Origin of the sequence: Bacillus cereus group sp. MYBK79-1 (assembly GCF_051915365.1) — a bacterium.
Lineage (GTDB): Bacteria > Bacillota > Bacilli > Bacillales > Bacillaceae_G > Bacillus_A.
The window spans coordinates 56,386-65,890 of sequence record NZ_JBQAEO010000021.1 but is presented as its reverse complement, the minus strand read 5'-3'; the positions used below and the strand labels follow the sequence as shown (position 1 = coordinate 65,890).

The following is a 9,505-nucleotide window of genomic DNA, read 5'->3' as shown; positions in this document are numbered from 1 at the left end:
GCTATTTGTAGCAGTAACAGAAGCTGTAGCCGTTTGACTCTTTTCAACAGTAAACTTGATTGGATTTTGATTTAAGTCGTAATGAGTAGGAGCTTTCGTTTCAATAAACTGGTAGTCTCCAGGACGTAAATCAGAAACAGAAATTTTACCATCTTTATCAGTAGTTAAATCAGAACGAACATCATTGCCGTTCATATCAACGATTTTAAAGATAGCCCCTTCAAGAGTAGAGTTGTTAACATCGTCAATCTTAATTAATTCAACAGCGCCCTTCGTTAAGCTATTTGTAGCAGTAACAGAAGCTGTAGCCGTTTGACTCTTTTCAACAGTAAAGTTGATAGGGTTTTGATTTAAGTCGTAATGAGTAGGAGCTTTCGTTTCAATAAACTGATAGTCTCCAGGACGTAAATCAGAAACAGAAATTTTACCATCTTTATCAGTAGTTAAATTAGAACGAACATCGTGCCCGTTCATATCAACAATTTTAAAGATAGCCCCTTCGAGAGTAGAGCCGTCGATGTCGTCGACTTTAGTTAATTCAACAGCGCCCTTCGTTAAGCTATTTGTAGCGGTAACGGAAGCGATTTTTTCTTGCCCTTTTTTAACTGTGAACTTAATAGGTGTTTCGTTTAAGTCATAATGGTTAGGAGCTTTCGTTTCGATAAACTCATAGTCTCCTGGTGGTAATTCATCCACAACTAAACGGCCGTTTTTATCAGTAATTAAATCAGTACGGACGTCGTGTCCATCCTTATTAACAATTTTAAATACCGCACCCTCAAGTGTTGTGTTTTCTTCAACATCATCGACTTTAATTAACTCGACACTACCTTTCGTTAAGCTGTTCGTAGCTGTAACGAAGACATGTTTTGTTTGACTTCTTTCAATTGTGAACTTAATCGGATCTTCATTTAAGTCATAATGAGTAGGAGCTTTCGTTTCAATAAATTGATAGTCTCCAGGTTGTAAGTCTTTAGCGATGATTTTTCCATCTTTATTAGTAACTAAATTCGTACGAATGTCGTTACCGTTCATATCCGTAATTTTAAATACCGCGCCTTCCAGCGTTTCTTTCGCATCTAAAGAGTCAACTTTCGTTAATTCCACGCCACCTTTAGTTAAGCCATTTTTAGCAGTAACAGAAACGTGAGTTGGTTGGCTTTTCTCGATAGTGAAAGGAATCGGTGTTTTATTTAAATCATAATCTTTAGGAGCTTTCGTTTCAACGAATTGATAATCTCCTGGTCGTAAATTAGAAGCAGAAACTTTCCCGTCTTTATCAGTAGTTAAATTCGTGCGAACAACTTTACCTTTCGCATCAATGATGTTAAATACTGCATCAGAAAGTTTTGTATCTGGATTTATATCATCCACTTTAATTAATTCAACAGCACCTTCAATTAAGCTGTTAGTAGCAGTGACTTGTAGTTTCTCTGCTTGGCTTTTCTTAATTGTAAATTTAAGCGGTGTACTGTCTAATTTGTAGTGTTCAGGAGCTTTCGTTTCAACAAACTGATAGTCTCCTGGACGTAAATCTGGAACAGAGATTTTTCCATCGGCATCTGTCGTAAGATTAATGTGGACATCTTTGCCATTACTTAAATCAATGATGTTAAATACTGCGCCTTTAAGGGCAGTTCCATCGACGTCATCCAATTTAGAAAGTTCTACCGCACCTTTTGTTAAACTATTTTTAGCAGTAACAGAAATCGGTTCGGCTTGTCCTTTTTCAATCGTGAAAGGAATAGGTTCTTTATTTAAATCGTAGTGTTTCGGAGCCTTTGTCTCGATGAATTGATAATCACCAGGACGTAAGTCAGAAACGCTAATTTTACCTTGTGAATTTGTATTAAGATTCTCGCGAATTACAGTACCCTTCATATCAACAATGTTAAATACTGCGCCTTCAAGTGTAGTACCATCGACGTCGTCTACTTTAATAAGTTCAACGCCGCCTTTTGTTAAACTATTTTTCATAGTAACAGTAGCAATGTTTTTCTGGCTTTTTTCAACTGTAACTACCATTGGCTTTTTGTCTAAATCATAATGTTTCGGAGCCGTTGTTTCGACAAATTGATACGTACCAGGACGTAAGTTTTCAACAATGATTTTTCCTTCACCGTTCGTTTTTAAATCCGTTTTAAGTACTTTACCGTTTTGATCTAGTAAATTAAACACGGCATCAGCAAGTTTTGTTTGATCATTTAAATCATCCACTTTAATTAATTCGATACTACCTTGTTTTAAACTATTTTTAGCGGTTAAAGAGATAGTCTCCTTCTGTCCTTTTTCAATAGTGAAATTGATTGGTGTTTCATCTAAAACGTAATGCTTAGGAGCTTCTGTTTCGATGAATTGGTAATCACCAGGACGTAGGTCGTTAACTTGAATTTTCCCTTTACTATTTGTAACAAGGTCTTTACGAATTACAGTACCCTTCATATCAACAATGTTAAATACTGCGCCTTCAAGTTTAGTACCATCGATGTCATCTACTTTAGAAAGTTCCACTGCACCTTTTGTTAGAGCGTTTTTGGCCGTAACATGAAGCGTTTCAGTTTGGCTTTTCTTAATTGTAAATTCGATCGGTGTTTTATTTAAATCGTAATGTTCAGGAGCTATTGTTTCCACGAATTGATACGTACCAGGACGTAGGTTTTCAACAACAATTTTTCCTTCATCATTTGTTTTTAATCCTTCTTTAACTACTTCTCCGTCTGCATCTAATAAATTAAATACAGCATGAGCGAGCTTCGTATCAGTATCAATATCGTCAATTTTTGTTAATTCCACGCTACCTTTTTTCAAAGTGTTTTTCCCTGTAACGGGAATCTTTGTCGTTTGGTTTCGTTCAATTTTAAATGGAATCGGTGTTTCGTCTAACACATAATGTTCAGGAGCAGCTGTTTCAACAAATTGATAGTCTCCAGGACGTAAGTCAGAAACCGAAATTTCGCCTTTATCGTCTGTAACAAGGTTTGTGCGAACGTCTTTACCATCCATATCAACAATTTTAAATACTGCATCTTTCAGCATTGTACGATCGATGTCATCTATTTTTGTTAAAATGACGCCACCTTTCGTTAAGCTGTTGGTAGCAGTAACTGTAATATTTTCTTTTTGACTTTTTCCGATAGTGAACGGAATAGGATCTTTCCTTAAGTCATAGTCTTTTGGAGCTTTTACTTCAATAAATTGATAGTCACCCGGGCGTAAATCAGAAGCAGAAACTTTACCATGTTCATCAGTAGTTAACCCTTTACGAACTACCTTTTTAGTATCATGAGCATCAACAATGATAAATTCTGCGCCTTTAAGAGTAGCGCCATCAACGTCATCAACTTTTGTTAAAGTAACGCCACCTGTAAGTAAACTATTTTTTACAGTGACAGGGACTGGTAGATCATCCTTGCTACCTTTTTTAATCGTGAACTTAATAGGTGTTTGATCTAATTTATAATGTTCAGGAGCAGCTGTTTCAATAAATTGGTAATCTCCTGGTGCTAAATCAGGAATAACTAGCACTCCGTAATCATCTGTTTTTAAATCTTTCGCAATTTCTTTGCCAGTTGCGTCTTGTAATGTGAACACCGCGCCGGCAAGAGCGATACTACTTTCCACATCATCTTCTTTAATAAGTTTAACTTTTCCTTTCGTTAAACTATTTTTAAATGTAAGTGGAAGAAGTTTTTGTTGTCCTTTTTCGATTGTAAATTCAATAGGTTCTACATTTACATCGTAATAAGTTGGAGCCTTTGTTTCGATAAGTTTATAGTTACCAGGACGTAAGTCGTCAACAACTAGCATTCCTTTACTATTCGTAACAAGTTCCGTACGAGCATCTTCATTCGTATCTCTATTAACGATTTTAAATACTGCACCTTCAAGTGTTTCCTTTTCATCTGCAGCATTCACCTTTGTTAATTCAATACCGCCTTTTGTTAAGCTGTTTTTAGCAGTAACAGTAATTGGTGAAGTTCCTTGACTTTCTTTAATCGTGAATTCGATAGGCTTTGTATTTTTATCGTAATACTTCGGTGCTGTTACTTCGATAAATTTATAATCGCCAGGGCGTAAGCCAGTAGCGATAGCTTTACCATCTGCACCAGTTTTTACATTTTCGCGAATGACTTTCTTTTCATCATTAGCATCAACAATTTTAAATACAGCACCTGCAAGAACTGTACCGTCGATATCATCAACTTTCGTTAATTCAACATCTCCTGGTTTTAAAGCATTTTCAGCTTTCACAAGTAGAGTTTCTTTCTGACTTCTATCGATTGTAAATTCAATAGGTTCTGCTCGTAAAACGTAATGTTCAGGAGCAGCTGTTTCAATAAATTTATACGTACCAGGACGTAAATTACTAACTTTAAATTTCCCTTTTTTATCGGTAGTTAAGTTAGTGTGAGGGGGAACTTCATTATTATTGGCATCGACAAGTTTGAATACTGCACCTTCTAGCGGCTTTTTCTCGCCAAACTCGTCAACTTTTAATAGTTCCACTTCTCCTGTTTTTAAACTGTTTGTTGCCGTAACGGTAGCTAAAGACTGTTGGCTTTTGTCAATTGTAAACGGAATAGGATCTTTGTTTAACGTATAATCCTTAGGAGCTTCCGTTTCAATAAATTTATACATGCCAGGCTCTAAGTCTTTAACAGTAACGGTTCCATCTGCGCCAGTTTTTACGTTTTCGCGAATGACTTTCTTTTCATCATCTGCGTCAACAATTTTAAATACAGCTCCCGCAAGAGTTGTACCATCGATATCATCAGCTTTTGTTAAGGTGACGCCACCTTTGATGAGATGATTCGTCGCAGTAACAGTAACTGCTTTCTTTTGGCTTTTTACAATTGTAAACTCAATTGGTTTTTTATCTATGTCGTAATCTTTAGGTGCTTTTTCTTCGACAAATTGATAGTCTCCAGGGCGTAAATCTTTTGCTTCGATTTGACCTTTATTATTTGTCGTTAATTTTTCGTATCCGCGAATTACATTGTTATGTCGATCGCGTACACTGAACTCCGCGCCTGCTAAAGTTTTTCCATCTTTATCGACTTTTGTTAAAGTGGCCGATCCTGGAATTAAACTATTTGTTGCAGTTCGGTTTATTACTGTTGTTTGATCTTCCGCGATTTTAACCTCAATCAGTCGATCATCTAATTTATAATGTTCAGGAGCTTTTGTTTCTTGTAGGTAGTAAGTTCCTGGTTTTAAATTATCTACAGTAATTTGACCTTTATCATTTGTTGTTAATTCTTTATGTTTAGGAATGACTTGTTTGTTTTCATCCAGTAAAGAGAAAACAGCATGTTCAAGTGTTTCCTTACTGTGAGCATCAGTTTTTGTAAGTACTACTTTCCCGACAAATTTCTTATTTGTAAGGGTATATTTTGTAATTTCTTCAGAACCTAGCTCAACAAGTATACCTGCTTTTAATTCTTTACTAATTACATAACCTTTAGGTGCTTTCGTTTCTTTAATCATATATTTATCGCGTCGTAAGTTATTAAACTTAGCGACACCGTCATCACCAGTTGTAATTGTTCGAATAGCGGTTGTACCTGTTTGATCATATAAAGTAAATTCTGCTCCGGCTAATGGGACTGTTTGATCTTTATCATCAACCTTTATAATTTGAAGGCTCCCGCGTCCTTTACTAGCAGAACCACCTCCAGATCCAGAAGATACTTTAACAACTACCTTTTCAGTAGTTTTAGTTTCCTCTAGTACTAAACGGTGGCCAGTAATATTTGCCTTATTACTCACTGTTTCCATATGATCTGCATTAATGAGTGAGCGATATTCTAAAATATATGCTCGATCAATGGTATGAAGGAATTCAACTTTAAACTGTTGCTTCCCTGTATCGTTGTCTGTTGTTACTTTGAGTTTATAGTCTGTTCCTTCTTTTAATTCATTTGTTGTATCTTTCGTTAAAGTGCCATCCACGGCTACTGTTGTCGGGTATAGGTGGAATGACTTTTCATCAAGAATTTGATTGTCTGTTGGTTCATCCGTTACGACTGCATTTTCAATAGTTGATTGACTCGGATTAATAGAAACGCTCCAATCAATATACTTGTCATTTTGTTTTGCTTTTTTCATAACCCCGCTACCACCGTTTGTGATTTCAAATGCACCATGAATAGTAGTAACAGTTTTTGATCCATCTTTTAAATCGGCATAATTATCGTAGCGCTTATTAATTTGTTCGCCTGCGAGTGAAGTTTTAAAGCTAACATAATACGCAGAATTAATTTCGTTTTTAAAATGAATCGTTAATGTATTGTTGTTATCTTTTGTTGGATTTTCTATCGTATATTCGTCTGGTGAAACGGGTGCCCCTATTTTAAATCCATGCGCACCACCAGTTAATTCCATATGGTAAACCTCAATGGAGCCTGGTATAAGTTTTTGATTATTCTTTAATACGTCAACGATAGAAGGGTCCTTAATCGTCATATTATTATAGTTAAACCCTATGTCCCATTTAATTTCTTTCGTTTGGGCATTGTAAGAACCGTATTTAAATCCATTTCCTTTTGTGTAGTAATCAGGATCGAATTTATCATAGGAGGAACTATTTTTATCGTCCCCATTTATATCTTTCCATGATAAATTTGCTGTATTTTGGAATGAGTTATTTTTACTCTTATCCTCTTTTACTTTAGATAGGGTTTCGTAATTAAAGTCTGTTGTGTATGTGATAGTTAAAGTTTTATTCATATTAGACTTATAATCACCAGTTAGTTTTACTTCAAATCCCTTATCTGTTACATCGAGTGTGTAATCAAAATTTGGATCAAGCGTTCTCGATCCGTCTGTAATTTTGAAACTATCTTTCTGTAATGTTAGGCCACCATAGTCAAACGTATCCTTGATAACAGCATCGTTTAATACGTAGTTGTTATCATTTACAATAATTGTCCATGTTGTTGTTTTCTTATTGTAATCCGTATCTTTTTTATTATGTTTCTTTATGATGTTTTGTTGTTTTAACGTAACTTTGTTTGTTTTACTCCACTTACCATCGGCAATAATTTTATTTTCGATTTCGCCATCTTTTATGACATCACTCGTAGCTTTCGATGTATAAGTAATCACATAGGCGCTATTGATATCTTCAGTAAACTGTAAATCAAATCCATCATCGGTTTCTTTTACAGTAAAGTTTGTGGCATTGTCACCCGTAACAAGTTTTCCTGTATCATCATAAGAAGCATTTTTTACCACGATAGAATTTTTATCAACTTTATGAGATTTATCCAAAACATCTTTTAAAAGCGCATCAGCCTTTTTAATATCTCTCTGGTCACCGTTATAAGTGATCGTCCATTCGATTGTTTGTGTTTTTGGGTTGTACTTACTAGTTTTCTCTAGATGCGTACCGCGTGAAACAGTTACAGTTGCATTTGCAGATACATCTTTTTGATTCTTGCTGGATACTTTTGCGTTGTTTTTGAAACTAGTAACACTTTCATCTGTAATCTTTGTTGCATATTCGATTTCATATGCTTTATTTGTTTCCTTTTTAAAAGCGATATTTAATTTATCGGAGGATGAAGTAAGTTCATATTCTTCCTTAGGAACTTCTGCTCCGCGAGTTGTCCTCCCGTTAATATCTACTTCTAAATAATAAACCTTAATAGAATCTTCATTGAGGCTTGCCCCTTTTGGGATTTCATCTTGAAAGACAGCATTTGTAAGCTTATCTTTCGTTTTGTTCATTTCTACTTTCCAATTAATTTGATTCGTATTAATTGGTCTGTCAGGTAAACCTTTTTTATTTATAGAGTTTGTTACTTTAGGTTTGAAATCAAGTTCAATAACAACTTCTTTTTCTTTAATAGGGAATGGGATTTGTTTTTCTGTAGTCCCCGTAATTTTTACTTCATTAAACTCCGTACGAATGTTTAAATGTCCAGTTATATTAGGATGCTCTTCAACATATTCGTTAAAAGTCATCGTTACTTTTCCATCGGGTGTAACAACGAATGATCCAATCGTATTTTTTTCCCCATCTACTAAATCTTGTGTAATGGTATTGTGAACAATAAAGTATTCTGGGAGTTGGAAAGTAAAATAATCACCATTTTTGACGTTCAGCGATTTCAAGACTTCCCATGTAAAATCGATTTGGGTAATAGAATTTGGATTTGGACGATTATCCGTATCATTAAATGGCTTACCGTCTTTATCCGTTAATGTGACACCTGTTAAAATGTTTTCTGTAATTTGCTTCGGTGATGGATCTGGATTGTCAACAGGTTGCTCTGTTGTGTTATCACCAGGATTCTCCGCCGGTTGCTGAGCATCACCATTCTTTTGCTCTTCCGTAGGTTGCTGAGCATCATCATTCTTTTGCTCTTCCGCTGGTTGCTGAGAGTCGCCATTCTTTTGTTCTTCCGTAGGTTGCTGAGCATCACCATTCTTTTGCTCCGCCGTAGGTTGCTGAGCATCACCATTCTTCTGCTCCTCCGCCGGTTGCTGAGAGTCGCCATTCTTTTGTTCTTCCGTAGGTTGCTGAACATCACCATTCTTTTGCTCTCCCGCCGGTTGCTGAGCATTACCCGTATTCGTAGTAGGTGAAGTAGGGTTATCTACTTGAACAGGAACTGAAATAGACTTAGCTGTTGTACCTAGAGGGAATGAGAGTTGAACAGATTTTGCACTAGGTTTTAAATCAGGATTGAATACTGTATCAAAATTGATTTTTCCGTTCGCACCTTTGGAATCTTTTACTTGATCGTTAAATACTAGTTTCATTTTGTTATCGTTTGCTGTAACAAAATATTGACCAATAATTTGCTGATCTGCCATCAGATTTCCTTGTTGATTACTTTTAACTTTTAATGCATTAGGTATTTGGAGCACTGCTGAGTCTGTTTGTTGATCTTTTATTGACCAAGCATATTCTAGGTGAATGGTTGATCCTACTTGTATTAAGTTTTTAGGATTTAATGCTTCGTCAATAATATGATTCGTTGCATCTTTCATTTCAACAGTGTCAAATAATGAGTTCCCAGTTAATGTTTCCGCTTTTACTTGATTGTATGGAAAACTAGCAAGCTGCGAAAATAGTACGAATACAATTAAACATATATTGAAAAGTTTTTTCATTGTGCCTCCTTTATGAATCCTTCTATTATATAAAAATGCTTTGTGAAGGGATTGTTTGTCATAGATCAATGGGACTGTCGTGATGCCTCCTTTACCGCGTATACTCTCTAGGAAAGTGTTCATATTCGATGTTTTGTAACGTAAAACAAAATGTATATTTTAATAATATAGGGAGTGAATATACAAATTTCGACAAAAAATGTCGAACGAAATGCTGATAAGGAATGATATCAGACCTTTATAGGGTGTGACTTGTTACGTGGTTCTTTATAAAATAGGTACATACAAAAAATATGCAGTGAAATGCTTAAACTATTTTATAGTGATCTGTATTCTTGCCATGTGCAAAGAATCGTTATAAAGGTGAGTTTTACGATACATG

General features: G+C 35.4%; 1 protein-coding gene. It reads right to left on the bottom strand.

Annotated elements, in window-relative coordinates; translation table 11 throughout:
- A partial coding sequence (locus ACTFOB_RS23645; RefSeq protein ID WP_440032740.1) for a SpaA isopeptide-forming pilin-related protein occupies positions 1-9,123 on the bottom strand: 9,123 nt, incomplete at its 3' end.
- Positions 9,124-9,505 lie beyond the last annotated feature (382 nt).